The sequence below is a fragment of the Pseudomonas neuropathica genome (assembly GCF_051174785.1).
GTDB lineage: Bacteria > Pseudomonadota > Gammaproteobacteria > Pseudomonadales > Pseudomonadaceae > Aquipseudomonas > Aquipseudomonas neuropathica_A.
Genome location: NZ_CP195111.1, coordinates 4,955,079 through 4,976,633, shown reverse-complemented (window position 1 = coordinate 4,976,633; position 21,555 = coordinate 4,955,079). Strand labels below are relative to the sequence as shown.

Annotated in this window: 24 protein-coding genes; 9 read left to right on the top strand and 15 right to left on the bottom strand. The window is 59.6% G+C overall.

Going from position 1 to position 21,555, the window contains the following annotated elements; translation table 11 throughout:
* Window positions 1-2: 2 nt before the first annotated feature.
* The gene (locus ACRRSD_RS22500) at window positions 3-1,181 is read left to right on the top strand and encodes a vWA domain-containing protein (protein ID WP_007956512.1); all 1,179 of its coding nucleotides are present in this window, start codon (window positions 3-5) and stop codon (window positions 1,179-1,181) included.
* A 64-nt stretch (window positions 1,182-1,245) separates the two neighbouring features.
* On the opposite strand, the gene ACRRSD_RS22495 is transcribed toward ACRRSD_RS22500, so the two are convergent.
* The 5 genes from ACRRSD_RS22495 to ACRRSD_RS22475 all read right to left on the bottom strand — a co-directional run bounded on the left by ACRRSD_RS22495 (window position 1,246) and on the right by ACRRSD_RS22475 (window position 5,629).
* A complete protein-coding gene (locus tag ACRRSD_RS22495; protein ID WP_435035417.1) occupies window positions 1,246-1,794 on the bottom strand; it encodes a hypothetical protein in 549 nt (182 codons plus the stop codon).
* Between the two features lie 118 nt (window positions 1,795-1,912).
* Window positions 1,913-2,830 (bottom strand): biotin-dependent carboxyltransferase family protein, encoded by a 918-nt coding sequence (locus ACRRSD_RS22490; RefSeq protein WP_435035415.1) that lies wholly within the window; start codon window positions 2,828-2,830, stop codon window positions 1,913-1,915.
* A complete protein-coding gene (pxpB, locus tag ACRRSD_RS22485; protein WP_435035414.1) occupies window positions 2,827-3,531 on the bottom strand; it encodes a 5-oxoprolinase subunit PxpB in 705 nt (234 codons plus the stop codon). The genes ACRRSD_RS22490 and pxpB overlap by 4 nt, the downstream gene beginning before the upstream one ends.
* Window positions 3,528-4,280, bottom strand: a complete 753-nt coding sequence (locus ACRRSD_RS22480) for a 5-oxoprolinase subunit PxpA (RefSeq protein ID WP_435035413.1) — start codon at window positions 4,278-4,280, stop codon at window positions 3,528-3,530. Before ACRRSD_RS22480 ends, pxpB begins: the two co-directional genes overlap by 4 nt.
* 62 nt (window positions 4,281-4,342) lie before the next feature.
* The gene (locus ACRRSD_RS22475; protein WP_435035412.1) at window positions 4,343-5,629 is read right to left on the bottom strand and encodes an MFS transporter; all 1,287 of its coding nucleotides are present in this window, start codon (window positions 5,627-5,629) and stop codon (window positions 4,343-4,345) included.
* Between the two features lie 159 nt (window positions 5,630-5,788).
* Between ACRRSD_RS22475 and ACRRSD_RS22470 the strand changes: the two genes are divergently transcribed.
* Window positions 5,789-6,700, top strand: a complete 912-nt coding sequence (locus ACRRSD_RS22470; protein ID WP_435035410.1) for a LysR family transcriptional regulator — start codon at window positions 5,789-5,791, stop codon at window positions 6,698-6,700.
* Between the two features lie 123 nt (window positions 6,701-6,823).
* Here ACRRSD_RS22470 and ACRRSD_RS22465 read toward each other — a convergent pair whose 3' ends face one another.
* Genes ACRRSD_RS22465 through ACRRSD_RS22455 form a run of 3 tightly spaced genes read right to left on the bottom strand, consistent with a single transcriptional unit; the run spans window position 6,824 to window position 8,669 of the window.
* Entirely contained in the window at window positions 6,824-7,366 is a 543-nt protein-coding gene (locus ACRRSD_RS22465; protein ID WP_435035408.1) for a DUF2937 family protein, read from the bottom strand.
* A 13-nt stretch (window positions 7,367-7,379) separates the two neighbouring features.
* Complete coding sequence (locus ACRRSD_RS22460) at window positions 7,380-8,156, bottom strand: class II glutamine amidotransferase (protein WP_435035407.1); 777 nt, start codon at window positions 8,154-8,156, stop codon at window positions 7,380-7,382.
* Between the two features lie 15 nt (window positions 8,157-8,171).
* Window positions 8,172-8,669 carry a hypothetical protein gene (locus tag ACRRSD_RS22455; protein WP_038358408.1) on the bottom strand — a complete coding sequence of 166 codons (498 nt, stop codon included), beginning with the start codon at window positions 8,667-8,669 and terminating at the stop codon, window positions 8,172-8,174.
* Between the two features lie 225 nt (window positions 8,670-8,894).
* Between ACRRSD_RS22455 and ACRRSD_RS22450 the strand changes: the two genes are divergently transcribed.
* The gene (locus ACRRSD_RS22450) at window positions 8,895-10,949 is read left to right on the top strand and encodes a S9 family peptidase (RefSeq protein ID WP_435035406.1); all 2,055 of its coding nucleotides are present in this window, start codon (window positions 8,895-8,897) and stop codon (window positions 10,947-10,949) included.
* Window positions 10,950-11,149: 200 nt separating this feature from the next.
* Entirely contained in the window at window positions 11,150-11,623 is a 474-nt protein-coding gene (locus ACRRSD_RS22445) for a cyclic nucleotide-binding domain-containing protein (RefSeq protein WP_102358752.1), read from the top strand.
* Here ACRRSD_RS22445 and ACRRSD_RS22440 read toward each other — a convergent pair.
* Window positions 11,620-11,904 (bottom strand): hypothetical protein, encoded by a 285-nt coding sequence (locus ACRRSD_RS22440; protein WP_435035405.1) that lies wholly within the window; start codon window positions 11,902-11,904, stop codon window positions 11,620-11,622. The genes ACRRSD_RS22445 and ACRRSD_RS22440 overlap by 4 nt on opposite strands.
* Window positions 11,905-11,983: 79 nt before the next feature.
* Between ACRRSD_RS22440 and ACRRSD_RS22435 the strand changes: the two genes are divergently transcribed.
* The 4 genes from ACRRSD_RS22435 (at window position 11,984) to ACRRSD_RS22420 (ending at window position 14,211) form a co-directional block, all read left to right on the top strand.
* The gene (locus ACRRSD_RS22435) at window positions 11,984-12,670 is read left to right on the top strand and encodes a spermidine synthase (protein ID WP_007911335.1); all 687 of its coding nucleotides are present in this window, start codon (window positions 11,984-11,986) and stop codon (window positions 12,668-12,670) included.
* A gap of 48 nt (window positions 12,671-12,718) precedes the next feature.
* Window positions 12,719-13,090, top strand: a complete 372-nt coding sequence (locus ACRRSD_RS22430) for a YajD family HNH nuclease (RefSeq protein ID WP_007911336.1) — start codon at window positions 12,719-12,721, stop codon at window positions 13,088-13,090.
* A 192-nt stretch (window positions 13,091-13,282) separates the two neighbouring features.
* Window positions 13,283-13,753 carry an RNA methyltransferase gene (locus ACRRSD_RS22425; RefSeq protein WP_007911337.1) on the top strand — a complete coding sequence of 157 codons (471 nt, stop codon included), beginning with the start codon at window positions 13,283-13,285 and terminating at the stop codon, window positions 13,751-13,753.
* Window positions 13,754-13,833: 80 nt separating this feature from the next.
* The gene (locus ACRRSD_RS22420) at window positions 13,834-14,211 is read left to right on the top strand and encodes a YgaP family membrane protein (RefSeq protein ID WP_134177669.1); all 378 of its coding nucleotides are present in this window, start codon (window positions 13,834-13,836) and stop codon (window positions 14,209-14,211) included.
* Window positions 14,212-14,306: 95 nt separating this feature from the next.
* Here ACRRSD_RS22420 and ACRRSD_RS22415 read toward each other — a convergent pair whose 3' ends face one another.
* Together ACRRSD_RS22415 and ACRRSD_RS22410 are read right to left on the bottom strand one after the other, a co-directional pair.
* The gene (locus ACRRSD_RS22415; RefSeq protein WP_435035403.1) at window positions 14,307-15,536 is read right to left on the bottom strand and encodes a hypothetical protein; all 1,230 of its coding nucleotides are present in this window, start codon (window positions 15,534-15,536) and stop codon (window positions 14,307-14,309) included.
* Between the two features lie 35 nt (window positions 15,537-15,571).
* Complete coding sequence (locus tag ACRRSD_RS22410; RefSeq protein ID WP_095119093.1) at window positions 15,572-16,021, bottom strand: YcgN family cysteine cluster protein; 450 nt, start codon at window positions 16,019-16,021, stop codon at window positions 15,572-15,574.
* Between the two features lie 279 nt (window positions 16,022-16,300).
* On the opposite strand from ACRRSD_RS22410, the gene ACRRSD_RS22405 reads away from it, so the two are divergent.
* Complete coding sequence (locus tag ACRRSD_RS22405; RefSeq protein WP_038358386.1) at window positions 16,301-16,894, top strand: nitroreductase family protein; 594 nt, start codon at window positions 16,301-16,303, stop codon at window positions 16,892-16,894.
* Window positions 16,895-17,018: 124 nt separating this feature from the next.
* Here the strand turns inward: ACRRSD_RS22405 and ACRRSD_RS22400 are convergent, their stop codons facing one another.
* The 4 genes from ACRRSD_RS22400 to ACRRSD_RS22385 all read right to left on the bottom strand — a co-directional run bounded on the left by ACRRSD_RS22400 (window position 17,019) and on the right by ACRRSD_RS22385 (window position 21,357).
* Window positions 17,019-17,951 carry a D-2-hydroxyacid dehydrogenase gene (locus ACRRSD_RS22400; RefSeq protein ID WP_435035399.1) on the bottom strand — a complete coding sequence of 311 codons (933 nt, stop codon included), beginning with the start codon at window positions 17,949-17,951 and terminating at the stop codon, window positions 17,019-17,021.
* Between the two features lie 104 nt (window positions 17,952-18,055).
* Window positions 18,056-18,349 (bottom strand): YcgL domain-containing protein, encoded by a 294-nt coding sequence (locus tag ACRRSD_RS22395; protein WP_435035397.1) that lies wholly within the window; start codon window positions 18,347-18,349, stop codon window positions 18,056-18,058.
* Window positions 18,346-19,479, bottom strand: coding sequence for a ribonuclease D (gene rnd, locus ACRRSD_RS22390; protein WP_435035396.1), 1,134 nt, complete (start codon window positions 19,477-19,479; stop codon window positions 18,346-18,348). Before rnd ends, ACRRSD_RS22395 begins: the two co-directional genes overlap by 4 nt.
* Window positions 19,480-19,707: 228 nt before the next feature.
* Window positions 19,708-21,357, bottom strand: a complete 1,650-nt coding sequence (locus ACRRSD_RS22385; protein WP_435035394.1) for a phosphoethanolamine transferase — start codon at window positions 21,355-21,357, stop codon at window positions 19,708-19,710.
* Window positions 21,358-21,555 lie beyond the last annotated feature (198 nt).

Here is a 21,555-nt window from a genome sequence, read left to right as displayed (position 1 = left end):
CCATGTTGCTCAACCTGTTCAATGAAATGCGTGCAGCCAAGGTGCCGGTGTCGGTGCGCGAGCTGCTCGACCTGATCAACGCGCTGAAACAGCGCGTGACCTTCGCCGACATGGACGAGTTTTATTACTTGTCGCGGGCGATTCTGGTCAAGGACGAACGCCATTTCGACAAGTTCGACCGCGCGTTCGGCGCCTACTTCAATGGCCTCGAAAAGCTCGACGATCATTTGCAGGCGCTGATTCCCGAAGACTGGCTGCGCAAGGAGTTCGAGCGTTCGCTGACGGATGAGGAACGTGCGCAGATCCAGTCCCTCGGTGGCCTGGACAAGCTGATCGAAGAGTTCAAGAAGCGTCTGGAAGAGCAGAAGGAACGCCATGCCGGCGGCAACAAGTGGATCGGCACCGGCGGCACCAGCCCGTTCGGTTCCGGCGGCTTCAACCCGGAAGGCATTCGAGTCGGCGATGCCGGCAAGCGTCAGGGTAAAGCGGTAAAAGTCTGGGATCAGCGCGAGTACAAGAACCTCGATGACTCGGTGGAACTGGGCACGCGCAATATCAAAGTCGCCCTGCGCCGACTGCGCAAATTCGCCCGCCAAGGCGCGGCAGAAGAGCTGGACATCGACGGCACCATCGACCACACCGCCAAGGACGCCGGTCTGCTGAACATCCAGATGCGCCCGGAGCGGCGCAACACCGTAAAGCTGTTGCTGCTGTTCGATATCGGCGGCTCGATGGACGCCCACGTGAAGATCTGCGAGGAGCTGTTCTCAGCGTGCAAGACCGAGTTCAAGCATCTGGAGTACTTCTACTTCCACAACTTCATTTACGAATCGGTGTGGAAGAACAACATGCGCCGCACGTCGGAGCGCACTTCGACTCAGGATCTGCTGCACAAGTACGGCGCCGACTACAAAGTGATCTTCATCGGTGACGCCGCCATGGCACCTTATGAAATCACCCAGGCCGGCGGCAGTGTCGAGCACTGGAACGAAGAACCGGGCTACGTGTGGATGCAGCGCTTCATGGAGAAGTACAAGAAGCTCATCTGGATCAATCCGTATCCAAAAGATACCTGGGGCTATACCTCGTCGACCAACATCGTGCGGGATTTGATCGAGGATCAGATGTATCCGTTGACGTTGCGCGGGCTTGAGGAAGGCATGCGGTTTTTGTCCAAGTAAGATTGCAAAGGTAAATACTGAAAGGCAAACCGCATGAAAGCGGCTGCCTTTCAGGCTCGCGGATTTACCAACCTGTCGCGAGATAAGACTTGCAGAGCCGGTCCATGAAAGAGGTGTCGAGAATCGCGGGGCCGACAGCAGTCGTTTTTTGCCCACGGCGTTTTTTCTTCCCTTTGGCGAGAACTTTCGCCCCACCATTTTCCAGCGCTACCCTGCGATTTTTTTCAATGTCCGCTTCAGGACTCAGGATCACCTCATTCTTCATCTCGCCCTCTGGGGACAGAAAACGAAACCTGACCCGGGTCGCCTCCGTTTCGCAGCCTTCCCCCTCAGCAATCAGCTCCATGGATTGCCCACTTGCCTCTGTGCGGTGATTCCATTGAAACATACGCATCATGTCGACCGTTGCGGTGGACATGAGTGTCTCGATACGCGCAACGATGTCCTGATCACCGGCATGTTCGGCGTCCAGTCGTTGCACATTGTAGAAACGATCGATGCTCGCCCGATAAACCGGCACGCTGCCCACATCCTCATAAAAACCGACAATGTGCCCATCGACACGGTTCGCACACTCGCCCTCTGACCGGGCCATCACTTTCATAAAACGCATCTGTAACTTCCTTGTAAAAGATGAAGACCGATAGTTCCACACCCTCTCGACGCGTGATGTAGGGCGACTTACCAAAGTGTCAGGAAACGTCTCGGTCTTCAGTCCGAAATACGGTCAATTACAAGTAGGATTTCAGGTAGTTGATATGGTCCTGCCATGCACGCTCTTGCATGACCGGTGTGAAGCACACCTTGTCACCCGGCAGACGCTGCGCCAGCCTCGCCAGCGCCAAAGGCGTCAACGCGCCCAACCGTGGATAACCACCAATGGTCTGGCGATCATTGAGCAAGACGATCGGCTGCCCGTCCGGCGGCACCTGCACCGCACCGAGAGGAATTCCTTCTGAAATCATCGGTTGCCCCTGATAGTGCAAGACGCTGCCCAACAAGCGAATGCCCATGCGATCAGCGCGACTGTCCAGCGTCCAAGCCGTGTTGAACACGTCAAACAGACTCTGTCCGCTGAACTGGCCGATCTGCGCGCCGAGTACCAGATCCAGCGGTGCATTCGATTGCAAATCCGGCCGTAACGCCAAAGGCACTTCGCGCAGCAACAGCGATTCACCGCGATAACTCAGCGTCGCCCCCTTCACCAGCGGCACGCCCAAGCCATCCAGACCACCGAACTCTTCGCGCACCACTGTCGCGCTGCTGCCCAAGACCTTGGGGGCTTCGAAGCCGCCGGGCGCCGCCAGATAAGCCCGGGCACCGAGCAACGGTTGCGTGAACAGCAACTTCTGTCCTTTACCCAACTTGAAACTGCGCCACGGCGCCAGCGGCTGACCGTCGATCTGCGCGCCAAGATCAGCTCCGGCCAGTGCCAGCAAACAATCGTCTTCAGCGACTACGGCAAACCCGCCAAGCGTGATTTCGATTACCGGCACATCCAGTCCGTTGCCCAGCAACCAGTTGGCCCAGCTCATCGAACACCAATCCGCGGCGCCGCCCTGGGTAACGCCCAGATGGCGCACGCCGAAACGTCCTGCATCCTGCAACAGACAGAGCGGTGTACTCGCTTCAATCGTCAGTCGGCTCATGCCTGCACCTCCAGTGGCGTGTCATCGCCGCCCAGACTGACGAACTCGGCGTGACTGACCGCTTCGAATCGCACCGTGTCGCCGGGTTGCATCAGGCTGTAGCCATCGCGATTGCGGTCGAACAACTTGGCCGGGGTGCGGCCGATCAGGTTCCAGCCGCCGGGAGAGACCACGGGGTAAGCCGCCGTCTGCCGTTCGGCAATGCCGACGCTACCGGCAGCGACTTTTTTGCGTGGCGTACTCAGACGTGGCGCGGCCAGAATCTCTTCGACCAGCCCCATAAAGGCGAAGCCCGGCGCAAAACCCAGGGCGAACACCTGATATTCCCGCGCACTGTGCCGCCGGATCACCTCGGCCACAGCCAGACCGCTGCGCTCGGCGAGCAAGCTCAACTCAGGGCCGACGCTCAAGTCATACCAGACCGGCAGCACATGGCATTGGCCAGCGGTTTGCGCATTCGGTGACAGATCGATCAACGCTTCGGCGATCAATTCCCGCGCCTGACTCGGACTCAGTGCGGTCAAATCGTAATGCACCATCAACGTCGTATAAGACGGCACCAGATCGATGAGTTGCTCACCGAATACCGCACGCAAACGCTCACTGGCAGCGAGCATCCACGGCATGTTGGCTTCGGCGATTTCATCGAACAGACGCAGCATCAGGCAATCCAGTGCCACCACTTCAATCCTTGGGTTCATGAGGCGCTCTGCTGATTCAAGGCTTCGCAAATGCGTTGCACGGCGGCCACCGAACTGGCGTTGTCGCCGTGTACGCAGAGGGTGTTGGCATGCAGACGCAATGCGCTGCCGTCGCTGGCGGTGAGGTTGTCGCCACGGGCAATGGTCAGGGCTTGCTCGATGATTTTTTCTGGGTCGTGATGTACCGCGCCCGGCAGTTGTCGTGAAACCAGTTTGCCGGCGCTGTCGTAGGCGCGATCGGCGAAGGCTTCAAACCACAGGGTCACACCATACTCATCGCCGATCTGCTGCGCGGCGGAGTTATCGCGGGTGGCCATCAGCATCAAGGGCAGGCTGCGGTCGTAAGCGGCCACCGCCTGAATCACTGCACGCAATTGCGCCGGGTTGGCCATCATGTCGTTGTACATCGCGCCGTGAGGTTTGACGTAACTGACGCGCCCGCCCTGGGCCTTGCAAATGCCGTCGAGCGCGCCGATCTGATAATGCAGGATGTCTTGCAGTTCTTGCGCCGAATACGCCATGGAGCGGCGGCCGAAACCGACCAGATCCTGATAGGCCGGGTGCGCACCGATCTGCACGCCGTGGCTCAACGCCAGGCTGACGGTCTTGCGCATGATGCTCGGGTCGCCGGCGTGGAAGCCGCAGGCCACGTTGGCGCAATCGATGAAGGGCATGACCTCGGCATCCAGACCCATGGTCCAACTGCCGAAGCTCTCGCCAATGTCGCAATTCAATAGCAGGCGGCTCACGGTGAACACTCCTGTAGGTACTTGTCTTTTTATCTGTAGGACTGTGCTTGGCAGGTTATCAGTTACTGCGCATCGAGTTGCTTGCCACGGGTTTCCGGCAGGCTCAATGCCGCGATAATCACCACGCCGTAAGACACCGCCGCAAAGGCGCCAATGCCCACGCTCAACGGTACTTTCTGGCTGAGCAGACCGATCAGCAGCGGAAACAAGGCCGCCAGCGCCCGACCGATGTTGTAGCAAAAGCCCTGCCCCGAACCGCGAATTCGCGTAGGAAACAGTTCGGTCAGAAACGCGCCCATGCCACTGAAAATCCCCGAGGCGAAGAAGCCCAGCGGGAAGCCCAGCCACAGCATCACGCTGTTGCTCACCGGCAGCTGCGTATAGAGCAGAACGATAGTGAACGAGCCGACCGCGAACAGGATGAAGTTCTTTTTTCGTCCCAGCAGGTCGGTCAGATAGGCGCTGATCACATAACCGACGTAAGACCCGACAATCACCATCGCCAGATAACCGCCCGTGCCGAGTACGCTCAAACCGCGCTCGTTTTTCAGAAAGGTCGGCAGCCAGGAAGTGATCGCGTAATACCCGCCCAGCGCGCCCGTGGTCAGCAGCGAAGCGCGGAACGTGGTGAAAAGCATGCCCGGCGCGAAGATCTCGTAGAACTTCGATTGATTCTCCGGCGTTTGTTGGGCTTTAGCCTCGCGGTAGATCTCCGGATCTTTCACCAGTCGACGGACGAAAATCACGAAAATCGCCGGCACGATGCCAAGGATGAACAATGCGCGCCAGGCATCTTCCGGCGGCAACACGGAAAACAGCAGCGCATACAAAATCGCCGTCAGCCCCCAGCCCAGTGCCCACCCGGATTGCACCATGCCCACTGCTTTGCCGCGATCCTTGGCGCGAATCACCTCGCCGATCAGCACCGCACCGGCAGTCCATTCGCCGCCAAAACCGAAGCCCATCAACGTCCGCGCGATCAGCAGTTGTTCGTAGTTTTGCGCGAAGCCGCAGAGGAAGGTGAAGAAGGCGAACCACAGCACCGTCAGTTGCAGGGTGCGCACGCGACCGATGCGGTCGGAAAGGATCCCGGCGACCCAGCCGCCGATGGCCGAAGCGATCAAAGTACTGGTGTGAATCAGTCCCGCTTCGCCGGTGGTGATGCCCCACATCGCAATCAGCGTCGGCACGACGAAACTGAGCATTTGCGTGTCCATGCCGTCCAGACCGTAGCCGATCTTGCAGCTCCAGAACGTGCGACGCTCCTGCTGGTTGATGTTGCGATACCAGTCGAACGGCCCCGGACGCGCCGTTGCCTTGGGTACTTCTAGGGTGTCGGGAGCACGCATGGCTTATCTCCGCAGGTTTTTTATTGGTCTTGTTCGTAGCCCCGACGACGCCTATCGTGGGGACCGGATGCGTCGATTTTTCGTCGCGCGGCCCTGCTGCGTCCAACGAATAAAAACCCGCCTTAGCCATAAGAAAAATTTGTCACCCGAGCCTTGCCCATGAACCTGAAGTTTCTCGAGACCTTTGTCTGGGTCGCCCGACTGAAGAGTTTTCGCCTGACCGCCGACAAGCTGTTCACCACCCAGGCCTCGATTTCCAGCCGCATCGCGGTACTGGAAGGTGAGCTGGGGGTGAAGCTGTTTTTGCGCGATTCACGCGGTGTCAGCCTGACGCCCGAAGGCCTGAAAGTGCTGGAGTACGCCGAGCAGATGCTCGACACCATGTCAGCGCTGAAACAGTCGATCGAGACCCGCTCGAGCAAAGTCGGCCGCGTGCGCATTGGCGTGATGGACACGGTAATCCACACCTGGCTCAGCCCGTTGGTGGCACAGATGACCGATCTGTACCCTCGGGTGGAAATCGAGCTGGTGGCGGATACCTCACTGAACCTCTGTGATCAGTTGCAAAAAGGCTTTCTCGACATCGTTCTGCAAACCGATCTGATCCGCCATGAAAGCGTGCGCAGTCTGGAGCTGGCCAGCCATCCGCTGGGCTGGATTGTCGCCAGTAATTCGATCTACAACCGCGATTACGCCGACCTCGCCGAACTGGCGCAGGAGCGGATCATCACTTACTCGAAAAACTCCCGGCCGCATCAGGACCTGTTGGCTTTGATGCAAGCCAGTGGCGTACTCGCGCCACGCTTGAATTGCGTGAACTCGGTGTCGGCGATTACCCGGTTATTGCGTGATGGATTTGGGATTGGTGTGCTGCCACCGGTGTTGGTGGCTGAGGAATTGGCGCGGGGGGAATTGACGTTGTTGGCCATTGATCAACGGCCACCGAATCTGCAGGTGGTGGTGTCGTGGCGGGTGGGGGTTGAGTGGGTCGAGGAGATTGTGACGCTGTGTCAGCAGGTGCTGGCGGGGTATGCGCACAAGGTGGGCAAGGACTACATCGCGTTAAGTTGATCGTTCCTGCGCTCCGCGTGGGAATGCAGCCCGGGACGCTCCGCGTCCCTCGAAAGCCGAACGCGGAGCGTCCGATGAGGCATTACCACGCAGAGCGTGGGAACGATCCTTACTGCGCTGATCTCAGAGGCCGCGCACGTCGCGGTCTTCGATCGGCCGGCTCTGGCGCAGACGCCGGCCACCGAGTACGACCCAGTCGATCAAGCGGAACAGGCACTCAATCCCGAACGACAGCAGCAACGCGCCGCTCATGCCCCAGATCATCGCTTCCGGGGTCAGCAGAATCTGGTAGCTGTAGCCATTCCAGGTTTCCTTGCGGATATCCGGATCAGCCGCCAGCACGACTTGCAGGAAGCGGATGTACCACGGCCCTTGCATCGCCTGGAACTGCTTGTCCAGCGCGATCTGACGGCTGAGCATAGTGCTCAGGCTGTCGGCGTCGCTGCGAAACACCGGGTCTTCACTGGCACGATAATGCGCGACCAGCGCCTGCATATCGCCCTTGAAGAACTGCTCTGCGGTGCCCTGAAACCCGCGCAGGCCCATCTGCGCCTCGATCAGATGCGCCTCGACCCGCTTCGCGTAATCGTTGATGAAGCCCGGCACCTGGACACCGATCAGCAGGCCCACCGCAAACAACACCAGCCGTACATAACTGAGCAACATCAGGGATAGATCCTTATTCGGTCTTGCCTTGGCTGACACATTCGCCGCGTCGCCACAGGCTCCATTGGCCCGGCTCGTAGCGGGACCAGGTTTCGTTTTCGGTCAAAGGCTCGGTGGCGATCACCGTGACTACGTCGTTGGGCGTGGTTTCCGCCTGGAAATCGACGATGACATCGACGTCCTTCAAGCGTGCCGGGCCAAACGGTGCGCGCCGGGTGATCTGTGCGAGTTTGGTCGAGCAATAGCAGAACAGCCAGTCGCCATCGCTGAGCAGGCAGTTGAACACGCCTTTGCTGCGGTATTCGGCGCACGCAGCGACCAGATCCGGCAACAGCTCTTCTATATCGACCGGTTCCGGGAATGCTGCACGCACGCGGTTTAGCAAATCGCAGAAAGCCGCCTCGCTGTCGGTATCGCCGACCGGGCGGTAAAAGCTTTTGATCGGGGTGAAATCGGCGAGCTGGCCGTTGTGTGCGAAGCACCAGTTGCGCCCCCACAGTTCGCGGACGAACGGGTGGGTGTTGGACAGGCAGACCTTGCCGACGTTGGCCTGGCGGATGTGGCCGATGACCACTTCGCTTTTGATCGGATAACGCTGCACCAGATTGGCGACTTCCGACTCGCTACTCGCCGCCGGGTCCTGAAACAGACGCAAGCCACGGCCTTCATAGAAGGCGATGCCCCAGCCGTCGCGGTGCGGGCCGGTACGGCCGCCGCGCTGCATCAGGCCGGTGAAGCTGAACACGATATCGGTCGGCACGTTGGCACTCATGCCCAGTAATTCACACATGTGCGGACTCTCGGGTTACAGACGCGGCTCGACCCGCATGCGCTGCGGATTGTTCGGTACTGGCGGGCGACCGTAACGGTCATCACCGGCGCCGCCAAACGGTTGATCGTCATCGCGGTCATCGGCACGCGCGGCGGCCTTGGCGGCTTCGGCTTGTTCCCGGCGCGCCTTCGAAGCACGTTCGAGCGGGAAGCGGATCAGCACGAAAATCAAGTAGATGCCGAAAGCGATCATGCCGTACATGAACAGATCGGAGACTGCACGCCAGGCGTTGTTGCCGACCTTGAAGGCCAGATCCAGCGCGGTGATGGCGATGGCCGGCGCGACTTTTTCCTTGACCGGGTCAATGATGGTCGGGCTGAACAGCAACACCGCCATCAACACACGCAGCGGCTCGCGCAACCAGCGCCACATCCAGGTAGTCAGGCGCATCCATACCAACAGGCAGCCCACAGCGGCAAAGGCGTAGAGGCCCCAGGCGATCAGATAGTCGTTCTCGGTCATGGTGTCCATGGCAAGGCAGGCAAAGAGGCGCTTATAGTAACGACTTTTCGCCCGTGCGGCTTGTCCCAATAGACATGCGACCTGTGGGAGCGAGCCTGCTCGCGAATACGGACTGTCAGTTGAAACATTGTTGTCTGACCCACCGCTTTCGCGAGCAGGCTCGCTCCCACAGGGGCCTGCGACGGTTTCAAGCGCTGCGAAACTCCTATTCCGTAATTTGTCCGAGAGCCTTCCATGCCCCAATCCGCCAACGTCATCAGTGCCCCGATCGCCCGCAAGGCCGCCGGTGCCGACCCGTATGCCTGGCTGCAGGAGCGCGACACCGACGCGGTGCTCGATTACCTCAAGGCCGAAAACGCCTGGCAGGAGGCGCAAACCGCCGATCAGGCCGAACTGCGTGAAACCCTGTTCGAAGAGATCAAGGGCCGGATTCTCGAAACCGACCTGTCCCTGCCCTCCCCATGGGGCCCGTACCTGTATTACACGCGCACCACGGCGGGCGACGAATACGCCCGGCACTACCGCTGCCCGCGTCCGGCGGACGACAGCCTGACCCTCGATGAGAGCCGCGAGCAACTGCTGCTCGATCCGAATGAGCTGGCCAACGGCGGGTTCTTCTCGCTGGGCGCGTTCAGCATCAGCCCGGACCATCAACGTTTGGCCTACAGCGTCGACACCTCGGGCGATGAGATCTACACGCTGTTCGTCAAGGAACTGTCCAACGACAAGATCAGCGAACTGGAATTTCAAGACTGCGACGGCAGCATGACCTGGGCCAATGACAGCCTGACCCTGTTTTTCGGCGTACTCGACGATACCCACCGCCCACACAAACTGTTCCGTTATCGCCTCGACGGCACTGCGGCCGAAGAAGTTTTCCATGAGCCGGACGGGCGTTTCTTCCTGCACTGCTACCGTTCCAGTTCCGAGCAGCAATTGCTGCTGTCGCTGGGCAGCAAGACCACCAGCGAAGTCTGGGCGCTCGATGCCAATCAACCGCACCTGCCGTTCACCTGCCTGGCGCCACGGGTCGAAGATCATGAATACGATGTCGATCACGGCCTGCTCGATGGCGTGTGGACGTGGTTCATCCGCACCAACCGCGACGGCATCAACTACGCCCTGTATCAGGCCCCGGACACCGGCATCGCGCCGACCGAAGCCGACTGGCAGAACCTGATCCCCCACAGCGACACGGTGATGCTTGACGGCGTCAGCCTTAACACCGAGGCGATGACCCTGAGCCTGCGCGAAGGTGGACTGCCGATTATCGAAGTTCACCCACACGGTCTGACGCCTTATCGCGTGCAACTGCCGGATGCGGCCTACAGCCTCTATGTACAAAACAGTCTGGAATTTGCGAGCGACCGCATTCGTCTGCGCTACGAAGCGTTGAATCGTCCGGCACAGGTTCGCCAACTTATCCTCGCCAGCGGCGAACAAGCGGTGTTGAAAGAAACCCCGGTACTCGGCCCGTTCGACGCCGACGCTTACGTCAGCCAGCGCCTGTGGGCGACCGCGCCGGACGGCACGCAAGTGCCGATCAGTCTGGTGATGAAGCGCGAAATGGTCGGCAAACCGGTGCCGCTGTATCTGTACGGTTATGGCGCTTACGGTTCGAGCCTTGATCCGTGGTTCTCACATGCCCGTCTGAGTCTTCTGGATCGAGGCATGGCCTTCGCCATTGCTCATGTGCGCGGCGGCGGTGAGTTGGGCGAGGCCTGGTACCGCGCTGGTAAGCAGGAGCACAAGCACAACACCTTCAGCGACTTCATTGCCTGTGCCGAATTTCTGATCCTCAACGGCATTACCACAGCTGAAAAACTGGCGATAAGCGGTGGCAGCGCCGGCGGCCTGCTCATCGGTGCAGTGCTCAACCAGCGTCCGGATCTGTTCGGCGTGGCGATTGCCGAAGTGCCATTCGTCGACGTGCTCAACACCATGCTCGATCCGGATCTGCCGCTGACCGTCACTGAATATGACGAATGGGGCAATCCTGAAGAGCCGGAGGTTTACGAGCGGATCAAGGCTTACGCGCCGTACGAAAACGTCAGCGCGCAGGATTATCCTGCAACGCTGGTAATCGCCGGCTACAACGACAGCCGCGTGCAGTACTGGGAAGCGGCCAAGTGGGTGGCGAAACTGCGCGCGACCAAGACCGACAACAATGTACTGCTGCTCAAGACTGAACTGGGCGCCGGGCATGGCGGGATGAGCGGGCGTTATCAGGGATTACGTGACGTAGCGCTCGAATACGCATTTGTTTTCAAGGTTTTGGGCCTGGCCTGAGGAACTCCACCGGTCACTTGGGTCTTAACTCCAGACCCAAGAGGCCGATACCCCACAGATCCCCTGTAGGAGCTGCCGCAGGCTGCGATCTTTTGATTTTGATTTTTTCAAAGGCAAGATCAAAAGATCGCAGCCTTCGGCAGCTCCTACCAGGGCCGGGTGTAGCCTGAAATCCGAGACAATAAAAAGACCGTCACGACATGTCAGAACCGACCTTACTGAACAACGAAATCCGCGACTGGCTGATGGACTGCGGCCTGTTCGATCAATTGCAGCTGGCCGACTTTGCGGCCGCTTCCGGCTACTTCAGCATCAGCACCGTGGCGGAAGGCGAGGCGATTTTCCGCGAGGGCGATGCTGGCAGTTTCATGTGCATCCTCCACACCGGCCAGGTCGCCGTGCAGAAAACCGGGCCCGATGGTCAGGTGATCACCATGGCCACCCTGCGCAGCGGTCGGGCGTTCGGCGAAATGGCCGTGCTCGACGGCGAACGCCGTTCGGCGACCTGCATCGCAGCGAGCAACTGCCAACTACTGAACCTCGGCAAGGACTCGCTGGAAAAAATGCTCAACGACGCGCCGAAAATCGCCGCAAAGATCATCCGCGCCCTCGCCGTGTCCCTGTCGAAACGCCTGCGCATGGCTGACGGTCAACTGGCGGCGCAACAGATTTAACCGCCGGGAGATTTTGCCTTGCTGCCGCTCGGTTCAATGCCCGGCACCGGTTGATCCTTGCTCGGCGGACTGGGCATTTCGATCGGCACCAGCGGCGGGCTGCCACTGCCGGCGCCGGACTTGGGAATGGTGATCGGCGTGATCTGCGGGTACGGTGTCGGCGTTGCAGTACCGGGCGAGCCGGGTTGCGGCGCCGGGCTCACCGGAATGGCCTGCTGCGCCCGCACTGCAGTAATCGAGAGCGCGGCCAGGGCAATGACCGTTAGAATGGTGCGCTTCATCAAGGGCTCCGTTTGGCCTTAGTCTGCGCTCAGGCTACTCCCAACGGGCCTGCTTGCCTTCCCCCTTGTAGAGATTTCCATGAAACGTTTCGTTCTGCTCGACACCACCCCGATCCCGGAAAGCGGCGGTGCCCTGTGCCTGTTCGAGTATGGCGAGGATTTCGTCATCAAGATCCAGGGCGGCGACGGCGGGCAATTGATGAACACGCGCATGCACGGTTCAGAAGATGCACTGGCCGAAATTCCTTGCCGCAAGGTCGCTGGCCGGCCGGATTCGCGGGTGCTGATCGGCGGTTTGGGCATGGGTTTCACCCTCGCCTCGGCGCTCAAGCATCTGGGCAAGACTGCCGAAGTGGTGGTCGCTGAGTTGGTGCCGGGGGTGGTCGAGTGGAACCGTGGCCCGCTCGGCGAGAAGTCCGGCCGGCCGCTGCTCGATCCGCGCACGGTGATCCGTCAGGAAGACGTGGCCAAGGTGCTGCAAAGCGAACCGAACGGTTTCGACGCGATCATGCTTGATGTCGACAACGGCCCCGAAGGCCTTACGCAGAAGGCCAACAGTTGGCTGTACTCGGCCGCTGGTCTGAATGCCTGCGCCAAAGCCCTGCGCCCGAAAGGCGTGCTCGCCGTGTGGTCGGCCAGCGCCGACCGGCTGTTTTCCGACAAATTGAAGAAGGCCGGTTTCAAGGCCGAAGAAGTCCAGGTCTTCGCCCACGGCAACAAGGGCACGCGCCACACGATCTGGATTGCCGAGAAGCTCAAGGGCTGAGCTAAACTCTGCACATTACCGTCATCAGTCTTTTACAAAGGTGAACCCATGAGTTCGTCCACCCCAACCAACACGTCGAAGCTGGATCGCATCCTCGCCGACAACCAGCGCGACAAGGAAATGGGCTACCGCGACAAGGCCCTGAAGATGTACCCGCACGTCTGTGGCCGCTGCACCCGTGAATTTTCCGGCAAGCGCCTGAGCGAACTGACCGTGCACCACCGCGACCACAACCACGACAACAACCCGCAGGACGGCTCGAACTGGGAGCTGCTCTGCCTGTACTGCCACGACAACGAGCACTCGCGATATACCGATCAGCAGTATTTCAGCGAAGGCTCGCTGAGCACGCCGAAGATTGCCAAGGCCACGCACAACCCTTTTGCCGCGTTGGCCGGGTTGATGAAGAAAGAAGACTGATGATCTTCAGCGCCTGAACTGGCCCCTTCGCGAGCAGGCTCGCTCCCACATTTGATCGATGGTGTACACAAAATCAATGTGGGAGCGAGCCTGCTCGCGAAGGCGGCCGGCCAGACACCACATATCTCGAATCTGCCCGCCCTCTCCCAATCCCCGTATAATCGCCCTCTTTTTCCCGAAGGCACCCCGCTCGTGGCAGACAAACGGTACAGCTGCATTGGTTTGTATAACCCCAAATCACCGGAGAACGTCGGTTCGGTGATGCGCGCCGCAGGCTGCTACGGCGTGGCATCGGTGTTTTACACCGGCAAGCGTTATGAACGCGCCGCCGACTTCGTCACCGACACCAAACGCGTGCACTACGACATCCCGCTGATCGGCATCGACGATCTGAAAAAGATCCTCCCGCTCAACTGCGTTCCGGTCGCCGTGGAACTGGTCGAGGGCGCCCGCCCGCTGCCGGAATACACCCACCCGGATCGCGCCCTGTACATCTTCGGCCCCGAAGACGGTTCGCTGGATAAAGAGATCCGCGACTGGTGCGAAGACGTCGTGTACATCCCGACCACCGGCTGCATGAACCTCGCCGCCACGGTCAACGTCGTGCTCTACGACCGTATGGCCAAGGGCTTGAACACCCGCTCCGGGCCGAAATTCCGCTGAAGCGTCGCACATCCGATGGAACGAGCTGACTGCTCTGGCAGTCAGCTAATTTATCCATTACTCATTCCTGGAGAAAGATCATGACCGAGCTCAAACGCGTCGAACGTATCGAATCCACCCCGTTCCAGAGCCATTCCGAGCAGAACGTCGAAGGTTGGGAGCGTATCGGCTCGCTCGCGGGCGGCGTGATCATGGTCGGCAAAGGCCTGCGCCGTGGCGGTGTGTTCGGGTTGATTCAGGTGGCGATTGGCGGTGTAGCGATGGCCCGCGGGATTACCGGGCACAGTTCGGTGAAAAGCCTGATCGAGAAGAGTCGTCAGGACATGAACAACGTGCGGGCGAAGATCGAGCGGGCCGGGGAAGAGTTGAGCAAGCTCAAGGCGAATGCTGAAGCGGCGACCAGCACCGCCACCGTGACCGGCAATGATTCAGTGAAATCGCCGAAAGCCGGGGGTTGATAGCTTAAAAGCAAAAGATCGCAGCCTGCGGCAGCTCCTACAGGGAAAACGCATTCCACAGGTAGGAGCTGCCGAAGGCTGCGATCTTTTGATCTTTACTGTAGCAACGCGGTATCAAGGACTTTGGAGGATTCGCCAAGAACGCTCTCAGCCAGTTGCACAAACTCCTTGGTACTCACCGTGCCCAGATGCATCGCCCCACGCAACACATCATCCAGCGAACGCTTGTTGCGCGTCTTCAAGCGAATCTCGCGATCCAGCTCCTGCAACACCACCACCGCTTTCGCCACCTGCGCCGGGCTGATCTGTTCGCCGCGCAGCGTCGTGACTTTCTGACTGTCCCTGGCCTGTTTCGCCTGCAGACTCTGATAGCGCTCATCGCTCATGCCACCGGCACGGCGCACCAGTTCGATCGCGTAATACTCGGCAAAGCCTTCGCTGATCCAGTCACTGCGCTGCTCGTCGTTAATGCGCCCGAACACCTGCGCCAGCTCACGCACCAGCGCACTGCTGCCGCTCTCGCTGACCAGCGGTAATCGTGTGTTCAGATAAATCGACTCATGGGCACCGAGGCTGCCGCGCCACATCGGGTCGCTGGCGCCGACGATCAATAGTTTGCTGGGATGGCGTGGATAAACGGCCTGCACCTGCGACCAGACGAATGTCAGCAACGTCAGCACATCCATGCGGCGCATGCCCTGCCCTTGCGGCGAGGCCACGGTGACTTCGGTTTCGCCCAAGCGTGTGCGGCGGCTGCCGAGGTGGCCGGCGAGCATCCAGCCGGTCGGTCGGTCGAACAGCCGTGACGGGTTATCGATACGAAACTTGTTTTTGCCGATGCGCGGCCAAGCGGTTTCGATGCTCTTCCAACCGTCGGGCAAGTCGAATTGCAGACGCGCGACCAGTTCGGTGCCGTCCTGCTGATCGAGTTTGGCTGGCGGCACCAGTTCGTCGCCACGCATCAACGCCCAAGTCGGGGTCATGCGCGTGTCGAAGCTGCCGTTCTTGCGGCCGTGGCTGATACGTACGCGGTAGGTCAGACTGGCCTTTTCGTTGGCGGGACGCCAGACCCCGCGCGCCTGTTTGCCCGGGCTCAGCAGCCACTGGCCGTCAGCCTTGAAGTCGCTGTAATGGCTGCCGTCGCCAAGATCGAAGTCGAGACTGCGCACCACCTCGCCTTTGGCCAGGGTCAGGCGTACTTCGGCCTGATCGCTCTGTGGCAACAGGCGCACGTGATAATCCAGATCGACTTTCTTCGCCGCCCATACCGGCGCGCTCAGCGCCAGCAGCGCAATCATCAACGCTCGCGACAATCCGACAGCCATACACACTCCTTGGTAAAGCTTGAATCCGCAGGTGTTCAGCCCGCGCGGAAAATCAGGTGATCTTCCCAGTCATCCTCCGGCACGCTGCCCTCGGCGAGCATGCGTCCGGACTGGGAAATCCGCTCGTGGTGCACCGCGTCGCGATCGCCACAGACCAGGTGATGCCACAACGGCAGATCCTTGCCTTCGCTGACCAGTCGATAACCACAGGTCGGCGGCAGCCATTTGAATTCTTCGGCCTGGCCCGGGGTGAGCTGAATACAGTCCGGGACAAACTTGATGCGATTCGGGTAATCGCTGCACTGGCAGGTGTTCAGGTCCAGCAGTTTGCAGGCGATTCGCGTGTAGTAAACGCTGTTGTCTTCCTCATCCTCGAGCTTTTGCAGGCAGCACAGACCACAGCCGTCGCACAGCGATTCCCATTCCTGGTGATTCAGCTGATCGAGGGTTTTGCGTTTCCAGAACGGTTCGACTTCGGCGGCCATGGCTCAAGCATCAACATCAGGTGGTGAAAAGGCCGCCAGTCTAGTGCTCAAGGCCTTGCGGGCCAAGCGTTGGCGACTGCCGGTTGTGCGGGACTTGTCAGTTTTTGTGGCGGCGCGTAGCTTTGCCAGTCGCAAGGAGCCTTGCCCGCAAGCCATTAACGCTCGACCGCGTTGCATTGTGGTGAACCCTCAGGCTCGGAAAACCCCATCGTTCAGCACAACTGATCCCGCCGGGTTTTCATGCAAATCCCTGACTCAAACGTAGCAAGGAATCTCTCGATGAGTGCCAACCCTCGCGTTGCCGATTACGCCATTCACCCGCAATTCACCGACCGCTGGTCGCCGCGTGCCTTCACCGGCGAAGCGATCCCGCAAGAAACCCTGCTGAGCTTCTTCGAAGCCGCGCGCTGGGCGCCCTCGGCGTACAACTCGCAGCCTTGGCGTTTCCTCTATGCGCGTCGCGATACGCCGAACTGGGAGCGTTATCTGGGCCTGCTCAATGAATTCAACCGCAGCTGGGCGCAGCACGCATCGGCGCTGGTCATCGTTATTTCGAAAACCACGTTCACTGCACCGGGTGCGACGGAAGAAACCCCGGCGTTGTGGCACACGTTCGACACCGGTTCCGCGTGGGGCCATCTGGCGCTGCAAGCGAGCCTCAGCGGCTGGCACACCCACGGCATGGCCGGGTTCGATCAGGAGCTGACCCGCAAGGAGCTGAATATTCCGGAAGGTTATGCGCTGCACGCGGCCGTAGCTGTCGGCAAACTCGGTGACAAGGCAACGCTGGCTGAATACCTGCAGGCTCGCGAAGAGCCGAGCCCGCGCCGCCCGCTGAACGAACTGGCGGCTGAAGGCGACTTCACCCTCTAAGCCAGCACAAAAACAAATGTGGGAGCGAGCCTGCTCGCGAAAGCGGTGTGTCACACAATGATGATGTTGGCTGACACTCCCCCTTCGCGAGCAGGCTCGCTCCCACATTTTATTCGGCGGACTTTCAATATCCGCGGTTGAAATCCACTTCCCCGCGCAACGCTTCGCTCGCCTGATACGCCTTCAGGTTCTCGACAAACAACTGCACCATCAGCGCCGGCGAAGTCGGTGCCGAGCTGTGCCCGGTCAGCAGCAAGCCCCATGCGGTCCAGAACGGATGCCGTTGCGGCAGTGGCTCCTGACGGCAAACGTCGATCACCGCCCCCGCCAGATGGCCTTCCTTCAACGCTTCCACCAGATCGGCATCGACCACCGCGACCCCGCGCCCGGCGTTGATAAACAAACCGGTCGGTTTGAATTGCTTGAACAGCGCCGCATCGTAGATATCGTGGGTATGTTCGGTGTTCGGCAGCAGATTGACCACGTAATCCACTTCGCCCACCAGCCGCGGCAGATCGGCCATCGAGCCGACTTCGACAAACGGCGTCTGCTCGCGGGCAGTGCTGGCGATACCGTACAACTCGATGCCGAATGGCAGCAGGAACTGCGCCACGCTCTGGCCGATGTCACCCGTGCCGACGATCAGCACTTTGCGTCCGACCAGGCTCTGGCCGCTGCGGTTGTCCCACTTGCGCTCGACCTGGCTGACCAGGCGCGCCAGCACTTCGCGCTCATGGCCGAGGATATAGGTCAGCACGTACTCGGCCATCACCTGACCGAAAATCCCCACCGCACGGGTCAAACGATAATCACGGCGCAAACCGTCCGCGAGCAGTGGCGTGATGCCGGCCCAGGTCGATTGCAGCCACTGTGGTTGATGGCCTTGGCGCAGCAGGGTCGCAAGCAGGTCCGGCTGGCCCAGCCACACCGGGCAATCGGCCGCCTGCCGAGCCAGCTCGGCGGAGTCGCCGCTGGTCAGTACTTCAAGCTCGGGCGCTGCCTGACGCAGCAGCCGGGCGTATATCGCGTGGTCGTGTTCAGCAATCAGAACGCGCATCTTCAAACCTTTCGCAAACCGTGCAGACGGCCGCCGGATTCGGGCGGCCATCGCGGTGAAAACAGTTCCAGGGTAAACCGAGACTCAGAACAGAGCCTCGCAGATCAGACCGGATCGTTGCGTCGCAGCAACTCTTCGGGCAAGTGCTCGATGTACTCGTCCTCGGCAGGCGGCATTTGCAGGTGGTAGCCCTGCTTGTAGAGGTTTTCCAGGACCACGACGATGTCTTCGCTGGCCAGTTTGCGCTCGGGCGACAGTACCAGATCGAAGGAATGCTTCGGCTTGCCGAACGCCAGCATCAACGCTTCCGGCACACGCTCGAGCGCATCGCTTTTGAGCACATAAAGGTACATGCCGCTGCGCTTGGAGCTTTGGTAGATGGAACAGATACGTTTCAAGGCTGTTCTCCGGCGGTGGCCAGGCTGTCGAGCAGCTTCTGGCCCATGAGTTCGCGGCGCCAGCCACGCAACGACTCAGGCAATTGGTAAGGACCCTCGGGGTAGCCGCTTTTGACCAGGGCCTCGAGGGTTTTCTTGCGCAGCATCAGTTCCGGGGCGATACCCAGACGCTCGGCCTCAGCCTGGCCCAATGCGCGCAGTTGTTTGATCAACGCAGCGGCTTCGATCGGCAATGGCTCCGGCACCGCTGGCGGCCATTGATCAGGCCCCACACTGCCAGAGCGCTTGATCAGATCAAGCAGAAATTGGCCGTCCTGACGCACGGTACGCGGGTGCATGTCTTCGATCTTGCCCAGCGCCGCAAGGTTGTCCGGCTGCGTGCGGGCCAACGGCCACAGCGAATGCTCACGAACGATGCGATTGCGCGGCAGATCGCGGGCGCGGGCTTCTTTTTCACGCCAGGCGCACAACTCACGCAGAACCGCCAGTTGCGCACGCGAGAGTTTCCACGCCAGTTTGGCGTCGCGGTAAACCTCGTACGGATCGGTTTCGCGGCGCAGGTTGGCGACCAGTTCGGCACCGTCCTCCAGCACCCAGGCGAACTTGTCGTCGGACAGTTTCGGCCGCAGTTGTACGAAAACTTCCGCCAGATGCACCGCATCTTCGGCGGCGTAGCTGATTTGCGTGTCGGACAACGGGCGCTGCAACCAGTCAGAGCGGGTTTCACCCTTCGGCAGTTCGATGCCGAGCACTTCCTGCACCAGTCGCGAATAGCCCATCGAGAACCCTAGGTTCAGGTAAGCGGCGGCCAGTTGCGTGTCGAACATCGGCGCCGGCAGGCTGCCGGTCAGGCGCAACAGCACTTCGAGGTCTTCGCTGCAAGCGTGCAGGACTTTGAGCACTGCCGGGTTTTCCAGCAGAGCGGCTAGCGGCTGCCAGGCGTTGATGGTCAGCGGATCGATCAGGTAGGCGCGTTTGCCGTCGCCCACCTGCAGCAGGCCGGCAATCGGGTAGAAGGTGTCGACCCGCATGAATTCGGTGTCGAGGGCAACGAACGGCAGTTGCTGCCACTCGGCGCAAAACTGCGCGAGGCTTTCGTTGTCGCGAATCCAGTGAATATCGATGGCCACACGGCTCTCCCTTGAAGAATGGCGCGCAGTATATATCGCCACTGGCGATTTACGCGCCTGCGAAGGGCAAGAGCTGTAACGAAATGTCCTGCCAAAGGGCAAGAATAGTCTGACAGAGCAAGCCGAAAGGCCTGCTATGCACAGGAGTTGCCGAAAGCTGCGATCTTTTGCTCCTGAAAGCAAAATCAAAAGATCACAGCCTTCGGCAGTTCCTACAGGTGAAGGGTTTCAGTCTTTGGCCAAAACGCCGTCGATCACCGCGCCACGGCATCCGGCGAACATATCCAGATCCGGCTGATAGACCGAGCTCTTCACTTCCAGCAAACCAAGCATCGAATGGAACAGATTGTCCTGGCTCAGCGGTTTGTCGCGACTCATCTGCAGGCAGTGAGTATCGACCGAATAGGCCTTCTGATAGTTGTCGGAGAACCACGCCAGCATCGCCACATGCTTTTGTTGCTCCGGCGCCAGCATGTACGGCGTACCGTGCAGGAACAGGTTGTACTCGCCCAGCGACTCGCCGTGGTCCGACAGGTACAACATGGCGGTATCGACTTTGTCCTGATTGCTGCGCAATACATCGATCAGGCTCGACAACACATGGTCGGTATACACCAGTGTGTTGTCGTAGCCGTTGACGATACTTTCACGGCTGCAATTGTTCAGCGCGTTACTTTCACACACCGGAGTGAAGTGCTCGTATTCCTTTGGATAACGCTTGAAGTATTCCGGGCCGTGACTGCCCATCTGGTGCAGGACCAGCACCGTGTCTTTGTCCAGATGATCGATAAAGCTTTGCAAACCCTGCAGGAGGATCTCGTCACGGCATTCGCTGTTGGCGCACAGCGCCGGATCTTTCAGATTGCTGACATCCTGCAAGGTAACCCGATCACAAGTGCCCTTGCAGCCAGACTGGTTGTCGCGCCAGATCACATCGATACCGGCCCGCTTGAGCACATCGAGCAGGCCTTCTTCATTCTTCGCTTTGCTCGCGTCGTAATCCTTGCGACCCATGTTGGAGAACATGCACGGCACTGAAACGGCGGTTTCAGTGCCGCAGGAATGTACATCAGTAAAGGCGATCAACCCGGCTTCCTTGTCGAGTTGCGGCGTCGTATCGCGGTTGTAGCCAAGGATGCCGAAGTTCTCCGCCCGGGCGCTTTCGCCCACCACTAACACGGTCAGGGATTTACGCGGCTGAAGCTTCACTTGCGGATTACGCTGCGCATCTTCGCCGATCTTGATGAATGGCTGCTGCGCCGAGACCACTTGCTCACGCAGGTAACCGGCCGACGCGCCGATGTAGTTGCTCGGCACCAGCATCAGGCGAATTTCGTGATGGTTGCGAAACAGTGAGGAAAGGCCCTGATAGTTAGCCAGGGCCACGCCGCCAATTACCGCTGCCGAGGCGACACTGACAATAACTTTACTGAACAACTCACGGTGCCAGCGACGATAATTAATCGGTAACTTCCACAACAACCATGAGGGCAAGACACCGAGCAACAGAATATAAGTAAACAACTTCAACGAGAGCAGATCACGCACTTCCGTTGCATTGGTTTCGGCAAAGTTGCGAAACATGCCGGCGTCAATCATGACACCATATTGACTCATGAAGTAAGCCACCCCGGCGCTGATCAGGAATATCAGCGTCAACAGCGGTTTGAGCAGTGGACGGAAAGCGAGAACCGTCAGCACGATGTTGAATGCCGCAAGGATCATCACGCCGAACGCCACGCGCATGGCGATGCCCTTGCCATCGGCGGCGGTGATCTCGAACAGATGCTGCCATAGCACAACATTGCAGCCGACTAAAAGAAAGGCGCTGGTAATCAACGTCACCCATTCCGGGCGCACGGCTTTTAACTTCAACATGGCAAGGGGCAATTCCTGAAAAGAACAGCCTCGGGCGCTGACGAGAAATTCACTTGTGAAAATTTCATCAACTAAGGCATGACAAACTTTAAGCAGGCAACCATCAATTTTTTGTGAAAAAGACGCCAACGATTAGTTGGCTGTTGGCAATGCGATGAAACTTGTGAAGTATTTGAGAATGATTCAGCTTTTATTCAG